Genomic DNA, 17,517 nt, shown 5'->3' with positions numbered 1-17,517 from the left:
CGGACGCGGAGCGGCTGCGTGCCGAGGCGGCCGCGACCCTGGACGACGCCCGCGCGCAGGGCGGCCGGATCATCGGCGAGGCCACGGCCGAGGCGGAGCGGGTCACGCTCGCCGCGGCGGAGACCTTGGCCGCGGCGGAGCGGGAGTCCGAGCAGACCCTGGACGAGGCGCGCGCCGAGGCGGGCCGGCTGCGGTCCGAGGCGGCCGAGCAGGCGGACCGGCTCATCGGCGAGGCCTCCTCGGAGGCGGCCCGCCTCACGGAGCTGACCCGCAAGGACAACGAGCGGACGGTCGGCGAGGCCGCGACGGAGGCGGAGCGGCTGCGCGCCGAGGCGTCCGAGTCGCTGGCTTCGGCGCAGGAGCACGCGACCCGGACCCGGGACGGCGCGGAGCGGGTCAAGGCGGAGGCGGCCGCGGAGGCGGAGCGCGTGCGCACGCAGGCCCGTACCGAGTCGGAGCGGCTGCTGGACGAGGCCCGGCAGGCGGCCAACAAGCGCCGCAGCGAGGCCGCGGAGCAGGTGGACCGGCTCATCACCGAGGCGTCGGCGGAGGCGGACAAGCTCGCGTCCGACGCGCAGGCGGCGGCCCTGGCGGCCACCACGCAGGCCGAGGAGCAGGCCGACGCGATGGTCGACGCGGCCCGCAAGGAGGCCGCGCGGATCACCTCGGAGGCGACCGTCGAGGGCAACTCGACGGTGGAGAAGGCCCGTACGGACGCGGACGAGCTGCTGGTCGGCGCGCGCACGGACGCGTCGGCCATAAGGGAACGCGCGGAGGAGCTGCGCGGCCGGGTCGAGGCCGAGGTCGAGGAGCTGCACGAGCGCGCCCGCCGGGAGTCGTCCGAGCAGATGCGGTCGGCCGGTGAGCGCGTGGACAAGCTGGTGAAGGCGGCGACCGAGCAGAGCCAGGAGGCCGACGCGAAGGCCAAGGCGCTGGTGTCGGACGCGAGCAGCGAGGCGGGCAAGGTCCGGATCGCGGCCGTCCGCAAGGCCGAGCAGTTGCTCAAGGAGGCGGAGCAGAAGAAGGCCGAACTGGTGAGGGAGGCCGAGGGGATCCGGTCGGCGGCGCAGGCGGAGGCCGGGCAACTGGTCGACGAGGGGCGGCGTGAGCTGGAGGTCCTGGTGCGCAGGCGCGAGGACATTCAGGCCGAGATCTCCCGTGTCCAGGACGTGCTTGAGGCGTTGGAATCATTCGAGGCGCCTTCGGGTGGCGCAAAGCCCGCGGTCGGTGGTCAGGGCTCGGGCGGAGTGAAGGCGGGAGCGTCGGCCGGTTCCACTCGTTCGGGTGGGAAGACGTCAGAGGGCTAGTCGGCGCACAAATTGTGTGCCCCTGATGGGGGTTCAGGCGTACGAGTGACAAGCATTCCGTCGCCTTGCCACTCAAAAGGGGTGTCATTGTCCAGATCAAACCTGGATTGACTCGATGACACGCCGCTCCGGCGCCTAGGATTCCCCTTAACACCTCACGTAGCACCTCATCGGTCTCATTCGACAGGAACCTCATGAGCGACACTTCCTCACCCTTCGGCTTCGAGCTCGTGCGGCGTGGTTACGACCGCGGTCAGGTGGACGACCGCATTACCAAGATCGTCGCCGACCGTGACAGCGCCCTGTCCCGCATCAACTCCCTGGAGAAGCGGATCGAGGAACTACACCTCGAAACGCAGAACGCCCAGGCCCAGGTCAACGACGCCGAGCCGTCGTACGCCGGTCTCGGCGCCCGGGTCGAGAAGATCCTGCGGCTCGCCGAGGAGGAGGCGAAGGACCTGCGCGAGGAGGCCCGCCGCGCGTCCGAGCAGCACCGCGAGCTGGCCGAGTCGGCGGCCCAGCAGGTGCGCAACGACGCCGAATCGTTCGCGGCCGACCGCAAGTCGAAGGCGGAGGACGAGGGCGTCCGCATCGTCGAGAAGGCCAAGGGCGACTCGGCCACCCTGCGTTCCGAGGCACAGAAGGACGCCGCCTCCAAGCGCGAGGAGGCCGACGCGCTCTTCGAGGAGACCCGCGCCAAGGCCGCCCAGGCCGCCGCGGACTTCGAGACCAACCTGGCCAAGCGCCGCGAGCAGTCCGAGCGCGACCTGGCGGGCCGCCAGGCCAAGGCCGAGAAGCGCCTCGCCGAGATCGAGCACCGGGCGGAGCAGCTGCGCCTGGAGGCCGAGAAGCTCCGCACGGACGCCGAGCGCCGCGCCCGGCAGACCGTCGAGACCGCGCAGCGCCAGGCCGAGGACATCGTCGCCGACGCCAACGCCAAGGCGGACCGCATCCGCAGCGAGTCCGAGCGCGAGCTGGCGGCGCTCACCAACCGCCGCGACTCCATCAACGCGCAGCTGACCAACGTCCGCGAGATGCTCGCGACGCTGACCGGTGCGGCGGTGGCCGCGGCCGCTTCCCCGATCGACGACGAGCCGGTCACCCGTGGCGTTCCGGCCCAGCAGAGCCGCTGACGCACTCCGCCGGCATCGCGTGCGCCGGGTGAGGCCGATCGGCTGAACCTGACGGATGCTACTCGCTGGTAGCGAAATGCCGCGTTCCAGGGCCTTGTGGCACCTTTTGAGGTGGCGCAAGGCCCTACGGCGTTCTAGCGTGGCCGCATGATCGAGCTTGAGGGCCTTACCAAACGATTCGGCGCGAAGACCGCCGTGGACAACCTCAGCTTCCAGGTCAGACCGGGGGTGGTGACCGGCTTCCTCGGCCCCAACGGGGCGGGCAAGTCCACGACCATGCGCATGATGCTCGACCTCGACAACCCGACCAGCGGCTCGGTCAGGATCGACGGCAAGCACTACCGGGACCTGCCGGAACCGCTGAAATACATCGGCGCGCTGCTGGACGCGAAAGCGATGAACGGCGGACGCAGCGCCTACAACAACCTCTTGTGCCTCGCACAGTCGAACCGGATCCCGACGAGCCGGGTCTCCGAGGTGCTCGACCTGGTCGGGTTGACCTCCGTCGCGAAGAAGAAGTCCAAAGGATTTTCGCTCGGCATGGGCCAGCGGCTGGGAATCGCCTCCGCGCTGCTCGGTGATCCGGAAATCCTGATGTTCGACGAACCCGTCAATGGTCTGGATCCCGAAGGAATTCTCTGGATCCGCAATCTCATGAAGGGCCTGGCCTCGGAGGGAAGGACGATCTTCGTTTCCTCCCACCTGATGAGCGAAATGGCGCTGACCGCAGACCATTTGATCGTGATCGGCCAGGGCAGGCTGCTCGCCGACACCTCGATGGCCGATTTCATCCAGCAGAACTCGCGCAGTTTCGTGCGCCTGCGCTCCCCGCAACAGGAGCGGCTCAAGGACGTGTTGCACGGGGCGGGCATCCTGGCGATCGACGTCCCGGGCACCGGCTCGCTGGAGATCGACGGGGCCGGTTCCGAACAGCTCGGCGAGCTCGCCGCCCAGCACCAGATCGTGCTGCACGAACTCAGCCCGCAACGGGCCTCCTTGGAAGAAGCCTTCATGCGCATGACGGCCGACTCGGTCGAGTACCACGCCCACTCCTCCGGCACCCCCGGACACCCCATCGGTCCCGGGCACCACGCGGGCCCCGGAGCGCCCGGCGGCCCCGACGGACCCGGCGGACCCGGGCTCCCCGGCGACAACCCGGCCCGACCCGCCGACGTCCCCGCCTGGGGCGCCGGTTTCGACGCGCAGCGCAAGGGCGGCAAGTGACCATGGCCTCCTTCCCCGCCGTCCTCCAGTCCGAGTGGACCAAGATCCGCACGGTCTCCTCCACCATCTGGACCCTGATCGCCGCGCTGGTCGTCACCGTCGGCGTCAGCGCCGGCCTGTGCGCGGTCTTCAACGCGACGTTCAAGGACATGGACCAGGCCCAGCAGCTCACCTTCGACCCGACGGTGGCCAGCTTCGCCGGGATGACCCTCGGCCAGCTCGCCATGATCGTCTTCGGCGTCCTGGTGGTCGGCAGCGAGTACAGCACGGGCATGATCCGCACCTCGCTGGCCGCCGTGCCGGGCCGGGCGAACTTCCTGCTCGCCAAGCTCACCGCCGCCACCGGGCTCGCCCTGATCGTGGGGCTGGCGACGAGCTTCCTGTCCTTCTTCCTCGGTCAGGCCATCCTGGGCAGCCACAGCATCGGCATCGGCGAGGCGGGCGTCCTGCGCGCGGTCATCGGCGCCGGCCTCTACATGACGCTGACCGCACTGTTCTCGATGGGCGTGGCGACCATCCTGCGCAGCTCGATGCTCTCGCTCGGCATCCTGATGCCGTTCTTCTTCCTGGTCTCGCCGATCCTCGGCGCGGTCAGCGCGACCCGCAAGGTCGCGCAGTACTTCCCGGACCAGGCCGGCTCCAAGGTCATGCAGGTGGTGCCGGGTGGTATGGACAGCGCTGCGGCGCCGTACGGCCCCTGGGGCGGTTTCGGCATCATGGCGCTGTGGGTGCTGGCCGTCGTGCTCGGCGGGTACTTCGTCCTCAAGCACCGCGACGCCTGATCCACAGCCTGATCCACAGCCCGATCCGCGGCCCGATCCACGACCTGATCCACGATCCGGGGCCGCCCCTTACTCAGGGGCGGCCCCGGGTCGCATCTCAGGGGTACCTCAGGGATCGGCCGGGGGTGGAACCGTACGAGGCTCGATATCCTCTTAAGCCTTACGCGGGCGAATCCCGCCGGCCAGGCAAGGGACACGGAATGATCGAGGCAGTCGGCCTGACCAAGCGCTTCGGCGCCAAGACCGCGGTCGACCAGCTCTCCTTCCAGGTCAGGCCTGGTCACGTGACCGGTTTCCTGGGGCCCAACGGGTCCGGGAAGTCGACCACCATGCGCATGATCCTCGGCCTGGACCGGCCCACCGCCGGGCACGTCACGATCAACGGCGCTCCTTTCCGCGAGCTGGCGAACGCACAGCGCAACGTCGGGGCCCTGCTCGACGCCAAGGCGGTCCACGGCGGCCGCCGGGCCCGGGTCCACCTGCTGGCCCTCGCCCAGCTCTCCGGGATCCCGGAGAAGCGGGTGGACGAGGTGCTCCAGGTGGTCGGCCTCCAGGACGTGGCCCGCCAGCGCACCAAGGGCTTCTCGCTCGGCATGGGCCAGCGGCTCGGGATCGCGGCGGCCCTGCTCGGCGACCCGCAGGTGCTGCTCTTCGACGAGCCGGTCAACGGCCTCGACCCCGAGGGGATCCTCTGGGTCCGCAACCTCATGCGACAACTGGCCGCCGAGGGCCGGACCGTCTTCGTCTCCTCGCACCTGATGAGCGAGATGGCCCTGACCGCCGACCACCTGATCGTGATCGGGCGCGGGCGGCTGCTGGCCGACATGGGCGTGCAGGAGTTCATCACGCACAATTCGGCCGGATTCGCTCGGGTCCGCACCGCGGACGACGCCCCCGGCGACCGGGGCGCCCTCTCCGAGATCCTCACCGGGGCGGGCGGACGGGTCCTCCAGGAGCCGGACGGCGCCCTGCGGGTGGCCGGGCTGGAGCTGCCGCGCATCTCCGACCTCGCGCACGGGGGCGGCGTACGGCTGTGGGAACTGTCGCCGCACAAGGCCTCGCTGGAGGAGGCCTACATGCGGATGACCCACGCCGCGGTCGAGTACACCTCCACCGACGACCCGCGGGCCGAGCTCTTCGAACCGGAGCCGCTGAGCGTGCCCGCCTGGGAGGAGGAGGCCGCGCCGGTCGTCCCCCACGACGGTTGGTACGCGCCCGCGGCCCCCGGAGCCGAGGGCGCGCCCGCGCGCACCGGGCCCGCGGCGCCGGATCCCGCGCCCGGAGCCTCCACGGCCGGGCCCGCCCGGGCCACCGCGTCCTTCCTGATGCCGAGCAGCCCCGCCGATCTCGCCCGGACCGTGCCGAACAACCCCGAGGACTCCCGATGACCCCGCCGACCAGCACGCAGCAGCGGGCACCGCGGCCGGGCCCGGCGGGCAACACCGCCCCGCTGCCCACGCCTCGCCCGCACCTCGGCCACGCGGTGGCCTCGGAGTGGACCAAGATGGTCTCGGTCCGCTCCACGATGTGGACGCTCGGCTCCCTGGTCGTGACCGTCGTCGGCGTCGGGCTGGCCTTCGTGTCACAGACCTCCGACGAGAACTACAAGAACATGCCGTACATCGCGCCCGCGCTGTTCGGCCTGCTGGTCGGACAGCTCTCGGTGATCGTGCTCGGGGTGCTGACGATCACCTCCGAGTACGGCACCGGGCTGGCCCGGACCACCTTCGCCGCCGCGCCCGACCGGCACCGGGTGCTCACCGCGAAGTACCTCGTCTTCAGCGCGGTCGCCTTCGTCATCCTGGCCGGCTCGATCTTCCTGGTCGGGATCACGACGGCCATGGTGCACGGCGGTCCCGCCTCCGGTCCGCACGACAACGCCTCCGCCTGGCTCTCGGGGCTGCTGGTGAGCCTGTACGTGACCCTGCTCGGGGTGCTCTCGCTCGCCGTCGGCACGCTGGTGCGGCACTCGGCCGGGGCGATCGCGGTGATGATCGGCGTGGTGACGCTACCGCCGGTGATAGGGGGGATGCTCAGCATCTGGTCGGCCTCGGCGGGCCTGGGACGGCTGGTCCTCGACTACAACGCCCTGGTCGCCATGATGCAGCTCTTCGGCATGCCGGACGGGGCGAACGGCACCGACCTGCCGAGCAAGGTGCTCCAGCTGGCCCTGCTCGTCCTGGTGACCGGCGCCACCGTGAGCGCCTCGTACCTGGCGGTCCGGCGCCGCGACGTGTGACCCGTGGGCCCGGCCGGCCCGGGTCGGTACTCGGGTCAGTACTTGGGAGCGTTACGGGACCGCTGCACCCGTGAGGTGCGGCGGTCCTTCGCGTTCCAGCAGGCCTTGTGCCAGTGCCTGCGGTCGTCCACGCCGCCGTACTCGGGCCAGGCGACCAGGTGCGGGGTGCCCGAGGGGATCTCCTGGTCGCAGCCGGGGCAGCGGTAGCGCTTGCCCATGGCGCTCGCGCCGGCGACGTGCCGGACGTTCCACTCCTCGCCCTGGTACTCCTCCGTGCGCTCCAGGCCGAACCGCTGCGGTACCGGGCCTCGGCCCGAGTCCGCGTCCGGCCGCTCGGCCGGGTTCTCGCCGCCTCGGGGGCGGTTGTGGCGCGGTGACACGTATACCTCACGGATCGGCGGGCGGACAGGACTTTTCTCCAGACTACGCGCAGCGGCCCGGGGTACCCGCAGGGTGGCCGAAGACGATTCCCCGACAATCCCAATAACTTTCCTGTCAGGCCGTGCCTTTGGCACGTGTCAGACGTTGTTGCCAACAGACGGTGTCTCACTGAGCCGGTCCACCTGGGGAGGCCGCGTCAGCCGCGAGGAGGAGAAGGCGATGCGCGTAGGAGCTTTTGTACTGGGGGCCCAGTTCCCCGGCCAGGGGTCGGGCGAGGCCCTGCACAGGGCGGTGCGGACCGCGGAGGTGGCCGAGGAGGCGGGGCTGGACTCGGTCTGGCTGGCCGAGCACCACTTCGTTCCGTACGGAGTGTGCCCCTCGGCCGTGACCCTGGCGGCCCTGCTGCTGGGGCGGACCCGGCGGCTGCGGGTGGGGACGGCGGTGAGCGTGCTGCCGAACGCACATCCGGTGGCGCTCGGGGAGCAGGCCGCCCTCCTGCACCTCACCTCGGGCGGCAGGTTCACCCTCGGGGTGGGTCGGGGCGGGCCGTGGGTGGACCTGGAGGTGTTCGGCGGCGGCCTGGAAGCGTACGAGCACGGCTTCCCGGCGGCCCTGGACCTGCTGCGGCGGTGGCTGACCGAGCCGAGCGTGGGCGTGCCCCCGGCTCCCGGGGAGCGGTACGGCTTCCGCGAGGTGGCCGTCGTACCGCGCCCGTCGGAATCCCTGGACGCGGACGAGGACGGCGGCGGGCCGGAAGTGATCGTCGCCTGCACCTCGCCCGCGTCGGTGCGCCTCGCCGCGGAGCGGCTGCTGCCGATGCTGCTCGGCATGCACAGCGGGGACGAGGACAAGGCGGGGATGGTGGCGCTGTGGCGGGAGGCGGCGCTCGCCGCCGGACACCCGCGCGAGCGGGTGCTGGCCGCGGGGCACGTCTCCGCCGGGGTCTGCCAGCTCGCGGACCGCACGACGGACGCGCGCGAGGCCCTGCTCAAGGCGATGCCCGGGTGGTTGAAGCAGGGGTTGGACGCGCATGTGACGGTGGACGGTCGGGTCCGCGCGATGCGGGACCCGGTCGCGTACACGGAGCTGCTGTGCGAGCTGCACCCCGTGGGCACGCCCGAGCTGGCGGCGGACCGGCTGGCGGCCACCTCCGAACGCACCGGCATCACCCGCTTCGCCCTGATGACGGAGGGCTGCGGCGATCTCGCGGGCACCGAGGAGAACGTGCGTCGTCTGGGCTTCGAGGTCCTGCCCCTGCTGGGCTGACCCGCGCGCCGCACCGCCGCACCGGCCCACCGCACCGTCCCGCCGCGCGGCGGGCCGGCCCGGGCCGCCCGGACTGTGGCTGCCGCTCCGGTATCAGTCGCACCTCCCGCGATACGGAGCGGCAGCGAAGGCTCACGTCACTAGCAGTCCCGCAGTTCCGGCGACTGGTTGAGCAGCTGGCCCCTGATGGACGTGAACTTGGCCAGCCGGTCGTCCGACGAGGAGTCCAGCGGGAACACCGCCACACGGTGGCAGTTCTGGAACGCGAGGCGCACTCCGAAGTGCCGCTGCAGCGCACCTCGTATCGCATCACTCGCGAGTGCGCGCAGCAGCTGGCCGCGCGCCTGCTCGTTGGGCGGCGGCGTCTGGTTGTCGGCGAACTCGCCGCCATCAACCTTCAGTTGGGCCACCAACGAGCTGATCATCTCCCACGCGAAAGGCAGGGAGGTCCGGACGCAGTCGACGAAAGCGGCTTCGTCGACCTCGCCTCGCTCGGCCTGTTCAAGTAGGGCCGGTGAGACGTCGAGCGACATGGGTTCTCCTCTCGCGACCCCGGCCGTTTGGTGACCGGAGTCTTACGGGCAGGGAAGGGAAACCGCGACGCAGCGTGCACGCACGACGACCTCCCGCTCACCACGGTAGGCGCCCGGTGGGTACCGCACCAGGAGAATGCGCATACAACGCGCCATCGGCGAACGGGGCTTTCGGGGGCGAATCGCGTGGAGGCCGGTCGGTCGAGTAGCGTTGCCGACCATGCGTCTCGTCATTGCCCGCTGCTCCGTCGATTACGCGGGCCGGCTCACCGCCCATCTGCCCTCGGCACCCCGTCTGATCCTCGTGAAGGCCGACGGCAGTGTCTCGATCCACGCGGACGACCGGGCGTACAAACCGCTCAACTGGATGTCCCCGCCCTGCACCCTCAAGGAGGGGACCGGGGACGACGCGGGTGTCTGGACCGTCGTCAACAAGGCGGGCGAGAAGCTCATCATCACGATGGAGGAAGTCATCCACGACTCCTCCCACGAGCTGGGCGTGGACCCGGGCCTGATCAAGGACGGTGTCGAGGCCCACCTCCAGGAACTCCTGGCGGACCGGATCGACACCCTCGGCGAGGGCTTCACGCTGATCCGCCGCGAGTACATGACGGCGATCGGGCCGGTGGACATCCTCTGCCGCGACGCCTCGGGCGCGACGGTGGCCGTCGAGATCAAGCGGCGCGGCGAGATCGACGGCGTGGAGCAGCTGACCCGCTACCTGGAGCTGCTGAACCGCGACCCGCACCTCGCGCCGGTCCGCGGCGTCTACGCGGCCCAGGAGATCAAGCCGCAGGCGCGCGTGCTGGCGACGGACCGCGGCATGGAGTGCGTGATCCTCGACTACAACGCGATGCGCGGCATCGAGGACGACAAGCTGCGGCTCTTCTGATCTTGACCTGATCCGGCCCCGCGCCGGTCTCGTTCCACCCCGGTTCGCACCCGAGCGCCCCCTCCCGCCGACAGCGGGAGGGGGCGCTCGTGCGTGCGCGCGGGCCGCCTCAGGGAGTGGTGGCGGGCGGGGAGAGCTGGGTCGTGGTGGTGGTCGTCGGGGTGACCGGGGCGGTCGGCGAGGTGGAGGCCGAGGGGGAGGCGGGCGGGGACGCCGGGGGCGTGGACCCGGCCGGGGACGACGCCGGGGGCGAGGCCGGGGTCGACGGGGGCTTGGTGACCGGGTGGCGCGAGGGGCCGCCCCCGGGCGCCGGGGTCGAGGCCGAGCCGGCGGGCGCCGGGTTCGAGGCTCCGGGGGACGACGGCGCGGCGGTGGTGGGGGCGGACGCGGACGACGAGGTGCCGGGGGCCGCGGGAGCGGGTGCAGGATCGTTCCCGCTGGCGTCGGGCGCGGACGACGGGACCGGCGAGGTGCCCGGAGCCTGCGGGGCGGAGGCGTCGCTGGAGGAGATCGCGAAGCTCACCGCCGTACCCAGGGCCAGCACCGCCAGGACACCGCCCGCCGCCAGGGCCGCGGGGCGGCGGTGCCACTGCGGTCCCGTTTCCCGCACGGGCCGCGTCACCGGCACGCGTACGGTCATGGGCCCGGCCGGCGGCTTCGCGTCCAGCGGGAAGGTCTCCTCGAAGGAGGCCGCCGGGGGCACCGCGGGCGCCGGCGCGACGCGCACCAGCGGAAACGCCTGGGTCTGCGCCTCGGACCCCGACGGAGCGGGGGCCTCCAGGCGCAGCGGGGGCGAGCCGTCCGGGCCCGCCTTCTCCCGGTCCGTGACCAGGGCCAGCGCCCTGCGGCCGGCCACCGTGCCGCGCTTGTCGGCGAGGGCGCCGCGCAGCCCGTTGGAGGTCTCCAGCTCGGCGCGGGCCCGGTCCAGCCGGCCGCCGCACAGCGCGAGGACGCCGAGTTCGTGGTGGAAGTAGGCCTGCTCGGCCACCTCCCCCGCCGTCCGGGCGGCTTCGGACCCGGCCCGCAGCACCCGCTCCCAGGCACCCCAGTGCAGGGAGGCGGCGAAGGCGGGCGCGGCCGTGCGGGCCAGCAGGACGGCCGCCACCACGTCGGCGCCCGCCAGGGCCGCGAGCACCGCGTCGCCCTCGGCCGCCACCCGCTGCGGCGTCACCGAGGCGTGGCCGGTCCACCAGGCGTAGTGCCGGGCCGCGGTCAGCGCCTCGCCGGAGGCGCCGAAGCCCGATTCGGCGAGCTGGCGGGCCACCCCGGCGGCCAGCCGGTAGCGGCTGCCCGCCGCCGTCAGCAGCCCGCACGACAGCAGCTCCCCCACCGCCGCGTCCGCGTGGGTGTCCCCCACCAGGGCGGGCAGGTGCGCGGGGTGTGGCATCTCCTCGTCGAGCGCGCAGGCGAACCGCAGGGCGGCCCGGGCCGACTCGCTGATCCGCGAGACCAGCAGCTCGGCCGGGGCGGCGCCCTCGGCGAGCGTCGGCAAGGGGACGAGCGCGGCGTCGCGGGGGCGCTCCTCGAAGACCCCCGGTTCCTCCCCGTCGCCGTCCTCGCCGCTGCGGTTCATCTCGTCGCGCTGCCGCAGCAGCCCGCCCGCCTGGACGAAGCGCAGCGCGAGCCCCTCGGAGGCGAAGCGCAGGTCCCCCGCCCAGGCGCTCTCCAGCTCGGTCAGCGGCCGCCCGACGGCGAGTTCGAGGAGCTCCACGCACGCGGCCCGGCCCAGCCCGCCGAGGAAGACCTCCTCCAAGTGGGAGCGGTCCGAGGGGGCGGGGGTGTCCGGGGTCGCGGCCAGCAGCCAGGCGCATTCGGGGGTGGCGCGCAGGAGTTCCTCCAGCGCGCTGCCGCCGAAGTCGAGGTCGTCCAGCAGCACGACGGCGCCGATCTGGCCGACGTGGCGCAGGAGTTCAGCGCGCGTGGGGCGCTCGGGGAAGTCCTCCGAGGGCGCGTAGACGGTCGAATAGAGCGTGTACAACAGCTCGGTGGGGTTCTGTCGGTGCCCGCAGAGGCGGACGACCCCGTCGGGGGCGAGGTCCTCGCAGTCGCCGGCGACCGCGTCGAGCAGTGCGGTGCGGCCCGATCCCGCGGGCCCGGTGAGCCGTACGGAACGCCCGCGTCCGAGCAACCGGGCGAGCCGCTCACGCTCCTCCTCCCGCTCCAGCAACGGCAGGGCGACCGCCGGGGCCCCGGGCGGCACGGGAGGCCGTGCGGCGGCGTCCAGGGCCTCCCGCGAGGCCTTGCCGCGACGAGCCGGAGCCCCCGAGTCCGCATCGGCACCAGGCCGCCGCGCCTCGATCTCGCTCCCGTCGACGGGATTGACGGTGAGGACGTACTCGCCGACGCTGAGCCGCACGACCCGCGCGGGCCCGGCCACCGGAGCGGTGACATCGTCCGAAGTGGGCTGCCCCTGAGTGCGGTCCATGACCAAGTCTCCCGATCGCGTCGTGCGCCGTCGTCCCGCCCGGCCTTCGCACACTCCGCTGCCGCTACTGGTCCGGTTTCGCCCGAACCCTAGACCGTGATCGCGCGTCCCGGAACCTCAGGGGTGCCATCACGACCGGACCGTTACGATTCGCCCCCGCTCGTCCCCTTCCCCCCCGCGCCGGAACGGACAGAAGCGCCCCCACAACCCGAGCGGTCGGGGCGGGGACGGGCAGGAGTGTCCCCGCAAGGACGAGCGGTCCCCGCCGCGCCCCCTCTCCGACCACCCCGCAGCCGCGAGCCGAGGAGACACTCGTGCCCGTCCCCGCCCCGACCGCGCCCCACCCCGAACCCGCACACCCCGCACCCCGGACCCCGCACCCACCGCGAGGCACAGGCCCAGGCCCAAGCACAGGCCCAGGCCCCCCACCTCACACCCGCGGAAGCGATTCCGCTTCGAGCCCGCCCTCGATCGCGAGGATCCGGTGCAACCGGGTCGCCACCAGCAACCGCTGCATCTGCGGCGGCACTCCACGCAGCACCAGACGCCGTCCGGTCCGCCCGGCCCGCCGGTGGGCGCCCATGATGACCCCCAGCCCGGTCGCGTCCCAGGAGTCGAGACCGGTCAGATCGAGCACGAGGTCTCCGACGCCGTCGTCGAGCGCGGTGTGGAAGGCCGTACGGGCGTCCGCCGCGCTGCGCACGTCGAGGCGGCCCCCGACAGCGAGTTCGGCGTGGTCGCCCCTGATGTACATGTGTGCTCCCGGCAGTGCGGCGTTCGTGTGATCCGATGGGGCCGTGGTCGGCAACTCTCACTGCAACTGACTGCCGCGCGGGCAGGGAAGTTGCCGACCGTGAGCGAACCGATACCTAATTCACCCCGACGGGTGAGGGCATTCGAACGGTGTCGCCCCTGACTGCGTGTGCTGCGCGCCTACCCCCTCGGCGGGAGTCCACGCAGCGGTCGTGCTCAGTGCTTGTAGAAGCCCTGCCCGCTCTTGCGGCCGATGTCCCCCGCGTCCACCATCCGGCGCATCAGCTCCGGCGGCGCGAACTTCTCGTCCTGGGACTCCGTGTAGATGTTGCTGGTGGCGTGGAGCAGGATGTCCACGCCCGTCAGGTCGGCCGTGGCCAGCGGGCCCATGGCGTGGCCGAAGCCCAGCTTGCAGGCGATGTCGATGTCCTCGGCGGAGGCCACGCCCGATTCGTACAGCTTCGCGGCCTCGACGACGAGCGCCGAGATCAGACGCGTCGTCACGAAGCCGGCGACGTCGCGGTTGACGACGATGCAGGTCTTGCCGACGGACTCGGCGAAGGCGCGCGTGGTGGCGAGGGTCTCGTCACTCGTCTTGTAGCCGCGCACCAGCTCGCACAGCTGCATCATCGGGACGGGCGAGAAGAAGTGCGCGCCCACGACCCGCTCCGGACGCTCCGTCACGGCCGCGATCTTCGTGATCGGGATGGCGGAGGTGTTGGAGGCGAGGATCGCGTCCTCGCGCACGAGCTTGTCGAGCGCGCGGAAGATCTCGTGCTTGACCTCGAGCTTCTCGAAGACGGCCTCGACGACGATGTCGGCGTCGGCGACCGCGTCGAGGTCGGTGCTCGTGGTGATGCGCGCCAGCGCGGCCTCGGCGTCCTCGGCGCTCAGCTTGCCCTTGGCGACGAACCGGTCGTACGAGGCCTTGATCCCGTCGGTGCCGCGGGTCAGCGCGGCGTCCGTCACATCCCGCAGGACGACGTCCCAGCCCGCCTGTGCGGAGACCTGCGCGATCCCCGAACCCATGAGTCCGGCACCGATGACGGCGAGCTTCCCAGCCACTTCACACCCCACGTTCTTCCATACGGCCCAGTGTCGGCCCGGTCTCGTAGCCTCTCCGGCGGAGAGTAGCGGGCGGGACGGGTCCGATGACCGGGAAGTAACACGCGTCACGTCTCAGATGACGGACATCACACCGGGACGGCCCAGCACTGCGGCGGGGGCGCGCAGTTGACCCGAACCAGTGCTGGGGCCGGCACTAGGCTGACCGCATGGTGAACCTCACGCGCATCTACACCCGGACCGGCGACAAGGGCACGACCGCCCTCGGCGACATGAGCCGGACGGCCAAGACCGACCTGCGGATCTCCGCGTACGCCGACGCCAACGAGGCCAACGCGGCCATCGGGACGGCGATCGCGCTCGGGGCGCTCGCCGAGGGCGTCGTCAAGGTGCTGGTGCGGGTGCAGAACGACCTCTTCGACGTGGGCGCGGACCTGTGCACGCCGGTGGTGGAGGCCCCGGAGTACCCGCCGCTGCGGGTGGAGCAGTTCTACGTCGACAAGCTGGAGGCGGACTGCGACTCCTTCAACGAGGAGCTGGAGAAGCTGCGCAGCTTCATCCTGCCCGGCGGCACCCCCGGCGCGGCCCTGCTGCACCAGGCGTGCACGGTGGTCCGGCGCGCGGAACGCTCCACCTGGGCAGCCCTGGAGGCGCACGGCGAGTCGATGAACCCGCTCACCGCCACCTACCTCAACCGGCTCTCCGACCTCCTGTTCATCCTGGCGCGGACGGCCAACAAGGAGGTCGGGGACGTGCTGTGGGTCCCGGGCGGCGACCGCTAACGCCCGTTTCGCGCGCGTTCCCGCCCGGCCTCGGCCGAACCGGCACCCGAACCGGCAGCCGGATCGGCACCCGGATCGACAGCCGGGCCCTTGCGCGGGAAGACCGTGTAGCTCGCGGCGATCAGCCCGTGGATCCCGGCCACCCGCAGGGCGGCGGACTGCCAGCCGCGCAGCGGCTCGGCCGCTGCCGCGTCGCCCACGTACCAGACCCCGAGCTGGAGCAGCCCGAGGGCGACGGCCGCCGCCACGAGCGTGCGGAGCCAGAGCTTCCACTCGTGCCGGGCGCGAGCCCTGCCGTACCCGGGGCCGGGCGGCTTCGGGCCGCCGCCGAAGCGGTGGGCCGCATGGCCGTCGAGCCACTTCACGGTGTAGTGGCCGAATCCGACCGTGTACCCGATGTAGAGGGCGGCCAGGCCGTGGCTCCAGGACGGCTCGCCGCCCCTCCCGAGGTCCACGACGGTGGCGACCAGCAGCACCAGTTCCAGCAGCGGCTCGCAGAGCAGCACCGCCGCACCGAGCCGGGGCATTTTGGCCACGTACCGCAGCGCCAGCCCGGCGGCCAGCAGGACCCAGAACCCGATTTCGCAGGCGATGACCAGGGCGACCAACACGGGAGCCCCTCCTTTCCCGGACCTTCTCTGTCCGTCTCTGTCCTTCTCAGGCTTCTTCCGTTCTCCCTCAGCGTCTCGGCCCCCGCGGCCCCGCGCGTCGTCGTCGGTGACGAACCGCGACTGCATCCTTCGGTGTAGTGACCCCGCGACCCGCAGCCGAGGCCGGAGCCCGGGACACCGTGTTGGATGGGACCGTGACCCCGAAGATCCCCCGCCCGCACCGCGACGACGTGCTGCTCTGCGTGATCGGCGTGGCCGCGGGCGTGCTGCTCTGGGCACTCGGCGTGCACACCAACCCCACCGCCCGCCTGCTGCCCCACTGGGCCACCCTGGTGCCGCTGGTGTGCCTCGGCGCGTTGGAGCTGGTGCGCCGCTCGCACCCCCGCACGGCCCTCGTCGTCGGCACCGTCGGCGTCGTCGCCGACCAGTTCACCGTGGGCTCCCTGGCCACCGTGGTGATCTTCACGGACCTGATGTACGCCGCCGTGGTCTACGGCAAACCGGCCATGGCCCGGCGCCTCCCGGTCAGCACCGGCCTGATCACCGTGGTCGTCACGATCGCCGCCGTGGCCTGGCTGCGCACCCCGCAGTCGCTGCTCATCGGCGCGGTCACGGGCCTGGTCTGCTTCGCCCCCGCGCTCACCGGGGCCACCCTGCGCAACCACCGCGAGGCCGCGGTGGCGGCGCGGCTGCGGGCCGAGCAGACCGCGCTGCTGGCCGAGATGGACCGTAGCCAGGCGGTGGTCGCCGAGCGCGCGCGGATGGCCCGCGAGCTGCACGACATGGTCGCCAACCACCTGTCGGCGATCGCCATCCACTCGACCGCCGCGCTCTCCATCGACTCCCCCGCGACCAGCCGCGAGGCCCTCGGGGTGATCCGGGAGAACAGCGTCCAGGGGTTGGCCGAAATGCGTCGGCTGATCGGACTACTGCGGGCTGCCGGGGCGGAGACGGAGGCCGTCGCGGTGCCCTCCCTGGACGCGTTGGAGACCCTGGTCGAGCAGGCCCGTACGAACGGCTCCGCGAGCGGCCTCGACTTCGTCCTGCACGACGAGCGGGCACCCGCCGCGGACGGGGACGCGCGGCTGCCCGCGCCGGTGGAGCTGGCGGCGTACCGGATCGTCCAGGAGTCCCTGACGAACGCGGTCAAGCACGCCTCCCCCGGCACCGTCACGGTCCGGGTGAGCCGCCGCGACACCCTGCTGCGGGTGGGCGTGGACTCGCCGCACGCGGGCCGGCCGACCGGGCCGCGCGCGCCCGGTTCCGGTGCCGGACTGGTCGGGATGCGGGAGCGGGCGGAGCTGCTGGGCGGCAGCTTCACGGCGGGCGCCCGCGGCGCCGCCGGGGCGGCGGGCACGATGTGGCAGGTGCGGGCGGTCCTGCCCGCCGAGGAGAGGACGACGGAGCGATGACGGGGCGACCCATCCGGGTGTTGGTGGCCGAGGACCAGAGCGCGGTGCGGGCGGGCCTGGTGCTGATCCTGCGCAGCGCGGGCGACATCGAGGTGGCCGGCGAGGCGGCGGACGGTCTGGAGGCGGTGCGCCTGGCCCGCGAGCTGCGGCCGGACGTGGTGCTCATGGACGTGCAGATGCCCCGGCTCGACGGGGTCTCGGCCACCCGCCAGGTGGTCGCCGAGGCGCTGGCGGACGTCCTCGTACTGACCACCTTCGACCTGGACGAGTACGTCTTCGGGGCGCTGCGCGCGGGCGCGGCGGGGTTCTTGTTGAAGAACGCGGAGGCCCGGGACCTGATCGAGGCGGTCCGGACGATCGCGCGCGGGGAGGGCCTGATCTCGCCCGCGGTCACCCGGCGGCTGATCGCGGAGTTCGCGGCTCCGACGGCCGCTCGCCCGCCGGTCCCGCCGGCGACGGCGGCGGCCCTGGAGTCGCTGACGCGGCGGGAGCGGGAGGTGCTCGGGTGCCTGGGCGGGGGGCTCTCGAATGCGGAGATCGCGGCCCGGTTGGAGATGGCCGAGGCCACGGTGAAGACCCACGTGAGCCGGCTCCTGGGCAAGCTGGAGCTGCGCAGCCGCGTCCAAGCCGCCGTACTGGCGCAGGAGTTGGGCATCGCGCACTGAATTCTTGTGCGGAGCTGGAGCGGAGGTCTGGACCTCTTGACGGTTGG

At 72.5% G+C, this 17,517-nt stretch carries 16 protein-coding genes and 1 pseudogene; 11 read left to right on the top strand and 6 right to left on the bottom strand.

From position 1 onward, the window contains the following. From ACIBEA_RS20455 to ACIBEA_RS20430, 6 genes and pseudogenes are all read left to right on the top strand, one after another. Positions 1-1,307, top strand: a pseudogene (locus tag ACIBEA_RS20455) (hypothetical protein); the annotation flags it as partial. A 194-nt stretch (positions 1,308-1,501) separates the two neighbouring features. After that, positions 1,502-2,440 (top strand): cellulose-binding protein, encoded by a 939-nt coding sequence (locus tag ACIBEA_RS20450; RefSeq protein ID WP_399262782.1) that lies wholly within the window; start codon positions 1,502-1,504, stop codon positions 2,438-2,440. Positions 2,441-2,587: 147 nt separating this feature from the next. Then, positions 2,588-3,664, top strand: a complete 1,077-nt coding sequence (locus tag ACIBEA_RS20445) for an ABC transporter ATP-binding protein (protein ID WP_399262780.1) — start codon at positions 2,588-2,590, stop codon at positions 3,662-3,664. A 2-nt stretch (positions 3,665-3,666) separates the two neighbouring features. Beyond that, positions 3,667-4,446, top strand: coding sequence for an ABC transporter permease (locus ACIBEA_RS20440; RefSeq protein WP_399262994.1), 780 nt, complete (start codon positions 3,667-3,669; stop codon positions 4,444-4,446). A 200-nt stretch (positions 4,447-4,646) separates the two neighbouring features. Continuing rightward, positions 4,647-5,834 (top strand): ABC transporter ATP-binding protein, encoded by a 1,188-nt coding sequence (locus ACIBEA_RS20435; protein ID WP_399262778.1) that lies wholly within the window; start codon positions 4,647-4,649, stop codon positions 5,832-5,834. Continuing rightward, the gene (locus tag ACIBEA_RS20430) at positions 5,831-6,685 is read left to right on the top strand and encodes an ABC transporter permease (protein WP_399262776.1); all 855 of its coding nucleotides are present in this window, start codon (positions 5,831-5,833) and stop codon (positions 6,683-6,685) included. The genes ACIBEA_RS20435 and ACIBEA_RS20430 overlap by 4 nt, the downstream gene beginning before the upstream one ends. Before the next feature lie 35 nt (positions 6,686-6,720). On the opposite strand, the gene ACIBEA_RS20425 is transcribed toward ACIBEA_RS20430, so the two are convergent. After that, a complete protein-coding gene (locus ACIBEA_RS20425; RefSeq protein ID WP_399262774.1) occupies positions 6,721-7,065 on the bottom strand; it encodes an ATP/GTP-binding protein in 345 nt (114 codons plus the stop codon). Between the two features lie 220 nt (positions 7,066-7,285). Here ACIBEA_RS20425 and ACIBEA_RS20420 point away from each other — a divergent pair, with 220 nt between their 5' ends. Next, positions 7,286-8,332, top strand: a complete 1,047-nt coding sequence (locus ACIBEA_RS20420) for an LLM class flavin-dependent oxidoreductase (RefSeq protein WP_399262772.1) — start codon at positions 7,286-7,288, stop codon at positions 8,330-8,332. Positions 8,333-8,472: 140 nt separating this feature from the next. On the opposite strand, the gene ACIBEA_RS20415 is transcribed toward ACIBEA_RS20420, so the two are convergent. Beyond that, entirely contained in the window at positions 8,473-8,865 is a 393-nt protein-coding gene (locus ACIBEA_RS20415; protein ID WP_399262770.1) for an SCO5389 family protein, read from the bottom strand. A 220-nt stretch (positions 8,866-9,085) separates the two neighbouring features. Between ACIBEA_RS20415 and nucS the strand changes: the two genes are divergently transcribed. Continuing rightward, the gene (gene nucS, locus ACIBEA_RS20410) at positions 9,086-9,757 is read left to right on the top strand and encodes an endonuclease NucS (protein ID WP_399262768.1); all 672 of its coding nucleotides are present in this window, start codon (positions 9,086-9,088) and stop codon (positions 9,755-9,757) included. Positions 9,758-9,866: 109 nt separating this feature from the next. On the opposite strand, the gene ACIBEA_RS20405 is transcribed toward nucS, so the two are convergent. From ACIBEA_RS20405 to ACIBEA_RS20395, 3 genes are all read right to left on the bottom strand, one after another. Further along, entirely contained in the window at positions 9,867-12,182 is a 2,316-nt protein-coding gene (locus tag ACIBEA_RS20405; RefSeq protein WP_399262766.1) for an ATP-binding protein, read from the bottom strand. 430 nt (positions 12,183-12,612) lie between these two features. Next, on the bottom strand, positions 12,613-12,936 hold the full coding sequence (locus ACIBEA_RS20400; RefSeq protein ID WP_354382875.1) for an STAS domain-containing protein: 324 nt from the start codon (positions 12,934-12,936) through the stop codon (positions 12,613-12,615). Positions 12,937-13,151: 215 nt separating this feature from the next. Next, positions 13,152-14,000 carry a 3-hydroxyacyl-CoA dehydrogenase family protein gene (locus tag ACIBEA_RS20395; RefSeq protein WP_354382874.1) on the bottom strand — a complete coding sequence of 283 codons (849 nt, stop codon included), beginning with the start codon at positions 13,998-14,000 and terminating at the stop codon, positions 13,152-13,154. Between the two features lie 209 nt (positions 14,001-14,209). On the opposite strand from ACIBEA_RS20395, the gene ACIBEA_RS20390 reads away from it, so the two are divergent. Then, on the top strand, positions 14,210-14,782 hold the full coding sequence (locus tag ACIBEA_RS20390; protein ID WP_399262763.1) for a cob(I)yrinic acid a,c-diamide adenosyltransferase: 573 nt from the start codon (positions 14,210-14,212) through the stop codon (positions 14,780-14,782). On the opposite strand, the gene ACIBEA_RS20385 is transcribed toward ACIBEA_RS20390, so the two are convergent. Further along, positions 14,779-15,393, bottom strand: a complete 615-nt coding sequence (locus ACIBEA_RS20385; RefSeq protein WP_399262761.1) for a hypothetical protein — start codon at positions 15,391-15,393, stop codon at positions 14,779-14,781. The two genes, ACIBEA_RS20390 and ACIBEA_RS20385, sit on opposite strands and share 4 nt — an antisense overlap. A gap of 194 nt (positions 15,394-15,587) precedes the next feature. On the opposite strand from ACIBEA_RS20385, the gene ACIBEA_RS20380 reads away from it, so the two are divergent. Both ACIBEA_RS20380 and ACIBEA_RS20375 read left to right on the top strand, forming a co-directional pair. Further along, positions 15,588-16,805 carry a sensor histidine kinase gene (locus tag ACIBEA_RS20380; protein ID WP_399262759.1) on the top strand — a complete coding sequence of 406 codons (1,218 nt, stop codon included), beginning with the start codon at positions 15,588-15,590 and terminating at the stop codon, positions 16,803-16,805. Next, positions 16,802-17,470 (top strand): response regulator, encoded by a 669-nt coding sequence (locus ACIBEA_RS20375; protein WP_399262757.1) that lies wholly within the window; start codon positions 16,802-16,804, stop codon positions 17,468-17,470. The genes ACIBEA_RS20380 and ACIBEA_RS20375 overlap by 4 nt, the downstream gene beginning before the upstream one ends. Positions 17,471-17,517 lie beyond the last annotated feature (47 nt).

It is taken from the genome of Streptomyces sp. NPDC051555, from assembly GCF_044454405.1.
In the GTDB taxonomy this organism is placed as follows: domain Bacteria; phylum Actinomycetota; class Actinomycetes; order Streptomycetales; family Streptomycetaceae; genus Streptomyces.
This window is presented reverse-complemented; position numbering and strand designations above follow the sequence as displayed.

Bases quoted from the DNA above. Each gene is read 5' to 3' on its own strand.
- ACIBEA_RS20450 (WP_399262782.1), top strand. From the start codon at position 1,502: ATGAGCGACACTTCCTCACCCTTCGGCTTCGAGCTCGTGCGGCGTGGT.
- ACIBEA_RS20445 (WP_399262780.1), top strand. From the start codon at position 2,588: ATGATCGAGCTTGAGGGCCTTACCAAACGATTCGGCGCGAAGACCGCC.
- ACIBEA_RS20440 (WP_399262994.1), top strand. From the start codon at position 3,667: ATGGCCTCCTTCCCCGCCGTCCTCCAGTCCGAGTGGACCAAGATCCGC.
- ACIBEA_RS20435 (WP_399262778.1), top strand. From the start codon at position 4,647: ATGATCGAGGCAGTCGGCCTGACCAAGCGCTTCGGCGCCAAGACCGCG.
- ACIBEA_RS20430 (WP_399262776.1), top strand. From the start codon at position 5,831: ATGACCCCGCCGACCAGCACGCAGCAGCGGGCACCGCGGCCGGGCCCG.
- ACIBEA_RS20420 (WP_399262772.1), top strand. From the start codon at position 7,286: ATGCGCGTAGGAGCTTTTGTACTGGGGGCCCAGTTCCCCGGCCAGGGG.
- ACIBEA_RS20415 (WP_399262770.1), bottom strand. From the start codon at position 8,865: ATGTCGCTCGACGTCTCACCGGCCCTACTTGAACAGGCCGAGCGAGGC.
- nucS (WP_399262768.1), top strand. From the start codon at position 9,086: ATGCGTCTCGTCATTGCCCGCTGCTCCGTCGATTACGCGGGCCGGCTC.
- ACIBEA_RS20405 (WP_399262766.1), bottom strand. From the start codon at position 12,182: ATGGACCGCACTCAGGGGCAGCCCACTTCGGACGATGTCACCGCTCCG.
- ACIBEA_RS20400 (WP_354382875.1), bottom strand. From the start codon at position 12,936: ATGTACATCAGGGGCGACCACGCCGAACTCGCTGTCGGGGGCCGCCTC.
- ACIBEA_RS20390 (WP_399262763.1), top strand. From the start codon at position 14,210: ATGGTGAACCTCACGCGCATCTACACCCGGACCGGCGACAAGGGCACG.
- ACIBEA_RS20375 (WP_399262757.1), top strand. From the start codon at position 16,802: ATGACGGGGCGACCCATCCGGGTGTTGGTGGCCGAGGACCAGAGCGCG.